1 protein-coding gene is annotated in these 288 nt (G+C 66.0%); it reads left to right on the forward strand.

The features are described 5' to 3' along the window. On the forward strand, window positions 1-288 hold a 288-nt coding region (locus AC0L20_RS40790), incomplete at both ends, for an ATP-binding cassette domain-containing protein (RefSeq protein WP_473295790.1).

Consider the following 288-nt stretch of genomic DNA (forward strand, 5'->3'; position numbering starts at 1 on the left):
GGTCGTGATGAAGTGCGCCCGCGCGTCGGGCAAATGCTCGAACTGGTGGGCCTGCTCGGCAGCGAAAAGAAATACCCCGGCCAACTCTCCGGTGGCCAGCAACAACGTGTCGCCCTGGCGCGGGCCCTGGCGCCTGCGCCGTCGTTATTGCTGCTCGATGAACCCATGTCGGCCCTCGACGCGCGGGTTCGCGAGCACCTGTGTACCGAGTTGCGCCACCTCCAACGCCGCCTGGGCATCACCACGCTGATGGTCACCCACAACCAGGACGAGGCCATGTTGATGGCC

Source organism: Bradyrhizobium sp. Kon58 (assembly GCF_055807455.1).